The following is a 3,069-nucleotide window of genomic DNA, read 5'->3' on the forward strand; positions in this document are numbered from 1 at the left end:
ACGGGCGGCCGGGCCTTCGGGTCCGGTCGAGCGGGCGTCGAGGCCGGGTCGGCGTGGTCAAGCCCCGAAGGGCACGGGGGGGATGCCTAGGCGTCGCCGGCAATGTGGGCGTGGCAGGCTGCGATAAGCTCGGGGGAGGGGCCGAACGCCCGTCGATCCCGAGGTCCCCACAGCAACCCAGGGAACTGAAACATCTCAGTACCTGGAGGAACGGAAAGCAACCGCGACTCCCTCAGTAGCGGCGAGCGAACGGGGATCGAGCCTAAACCGATCGGGACACCGATCGGGGTCGTGGGGCCACTCGATAGGATTTCGGTCCGACAGAGTGATAAAGACAGGGTTCAGTCGAAGCGGCCTGGAACGGCCCACCGGAGAGGGTGAAAGTCCCGTAGGTGACGGATTCTGTCCTCTGAAGAGTGGTACCCGAGTAGGGTCGGGCACGTGAAACCCGGCCTGAATCGGCGGGGACCATCCCGCAAGGCTAAGTACCGGGCGACGACCGATAGTGAACCCAGTAGGGCGACCGAATGGTGGGAAGAACCCCGACAAGGGGAGGACACTGAACCTGAAACCCCGTGCCTACAAGCGGTGGGAGGGCGACGAGCCATGTGCTCCGCCTGACCGCGTGCCTTTTGCATAATGATCCGGCGAGTTTTGGTATCCGGCCGGTTAACCCCTTCAGGGGGGGAGCCCCAGCGAAAGCGAGTCTGAACAGGGCGATTGTCGGGTGCCAAAGACGCGAAACCAGGTGATCTACCCATGGGCAGGTTGAAGCGACCGTAACAGGTCGTGGAGGACCGAACCCACTGATGTTGAAAAATCAGGGGATGACCTGTGGGGAGGAGTGAAAGTCTCATCAAACCTGGAGATAGCTCGTTCTCTCCGAAATGGCTCGAGGGCCAGCCTCGGGGAATTCGCAGGCGGGGGTAGAGCGACGGAATCCGGCTGGGGCCCTCCCCGGGTACCCACCGGAACCCAACTCCGAATACCGCCTGTTTTATCCCGGGAGTCAGAACGCGGGGGAGAATCTCCGCGCTCGAGAGGGAAACAGCCCAGACCGCCGACCAAGGCCCCCAAGACGACGCTCAGTGGCAAAGGAAGTGGGACCGCGGTGACAGCCGGGATGTTGGCTTAGAAGCAGCCACCATTTCAAAAGTGCGTAACAGCTCACCGGTCGAGCCGTCCCGCGCCGAAAATGACGGGGACTCAAGCGTCGCGCCGCAGTCGCGGATTGGAAGCAATTCCAATGGTAGGAGAGCGTCGACGGCCGCGTCGAAGCCACACGGGCAACGGGTGGTGGAGCGCCGTCGAGTGCGTATGCCGGAACGAGTAACGACAAGGCCGGTGAGAAGCCGGCCCGCCGAAAGCACAAGGGTTCCTGGGGAAGGGCAATCCGCCCAGGGTTAGTCGGGACCTAAGACGAGGCCGAACGGCGTAGTCGATGGGCAGCCGGTGAATATTCCGGCACCCGGGGGTGCGGTTGAAGGCAGGTGACGCTGCCATCACGGGGATCGGGGTGCTAGTTACCCCCGTTCCGCAAGGACGACGGCCTAGTCCGGAAGTCCCCCGCGTGGCAGCCGCGAAAAGCCCTGTCCGGACAATCCCCCGGCCCGTACCGCAAACCGACACAGGTGTGCCAGGCGAGTATCCGAAGGCGTTCGGGAGAACCCTCGTGAAGGAACTCGGCAAAATAGCCCCGTACCTTCGGTAGAAGGGGCGCCGGCGCGAGCCGGCCGCAGAGAATCGGCTCCGGCGACTGTTTACCAAAAACACAGGACTCTGCCAACTCGCAAGAGGACGTATAGAGTCTGACGCCTGCTCGGTGTCGGTAGGTTAAGGGAGGCGGTCAGGCGCAAGCCGACGCTGCCGACCAAAGCCCCGATAAACGGCGGCCGTAACTATGACGGTCCTAAGGTAGCGAAGTTCCTTGTCGGGTAAGTTCCGACCTGCATGAATGGCGTAACGACCGGAGCACTGTCTCCACGAGGGACCCGGTGAAACTGAAGTCGTGGTGAAGATACCACGTACCCGCGGCTAGACGGAAAGACCCCGTGAACCTTTACTGCAGGTTGGCACTGGCCAGCCGTCGATCCTGTGTAGCATAGCTGGGAGGCTGCGAAGCCCGGGCGCCAGCCCGGGTCGAGCCACCGGTGAAATACCAGCCTGGATCGTCGACTGTCCTCACCGGTTGCACCACAATCGGGACACTGCTCATCGGGCAGTTTGACTGGGGCGGTCTCCTCCCAAAGCGTAACGGAGGAGCGCCATGGTCCCCTCGGCCCGGTCGGCCATCGGGCAACGCGAGCGCAAACGTACAAGGGGGCCTGACAGCGAGACCTATCAGTCGAGCTGGGACGAAAGTCGGCGTTAGTGATCCGGCGGTGCTGGATGGAAAGGCCGTCGCTCAACGGATAAAAGGTACTCCGGGGATAACAGGCTGATCTCCCCCGAGCGTCCATAGCGGCGGGGAGGTTTGGCACCTCGATGTCGGCTCATCGCATCCTGGGGCTGGAGAAGGTCCCAAGGGTTCGGCTGTTCGCCGATGAAAGCGGTACGCGAGCTGGGTTCAGACCGTCGTGAGACAGGTCGGTCCCTATCTGCCGCGGGCGGAGGAAACTTGAGAGGAGTCTCCCCTAGTACGAGAGGATTGGGGAGGACCGACCTCTGGTGTACCGGCTGTCGTGCTCACGGCACCGCCGGGTAGCCAGGTCGGGAACGGATAAGCGCTGAAGGCATCTAAGCGCGAAGCCGGCCTCAAGACCAGGTTTCCGGCACCAATTCGGTGCGAAGGCTCCTGGAAGACCACCAGGTTGATAGGCCGGGAGTGCACGGCGGGCGACCGTCGCAGCCGACCGGTCCTAAGAGCCAAGCGGCTTGACCACCCCGACCCGTCCTCGCCGCCTCGCAGCACATACCGCTGCGACGCGTCGGAGACACACCCGGGTCGGCGTGGCCCAACACAGAGCCTCCCTCACCCGGACCTCCGGACGACCCGAATCGTCGTCTCGTGGCCCTCGGCCATGCGACACGCTCCGAACGGGTCGAACATTCGGACGCAACATCTCTTGC

Annotated in this window: 1 rRNA gene; it reads left to right on the forward strand. The window is 63.3% G+C overall.

Annotated features, from left to right (window positions below):
* The first annotated feature begins 55 nt into the window (after window positions 1-55).
* Window positions 56-2,882, forward strand: a 23S ribosomal RNA gene (locus AB1L88_RS26795).
* Window positions 2,883-3,069 lie beyond the last annotated feature (187 nt).

Source organism: Tautonia sp. JC769 (assembly GCF_040717455.1).
Classification (GTDB): domain Bacteria; phylum Planctomycetota; class Planctomycetia; order Isosphaerales; family Isosphaeraceae; genus Tautonia.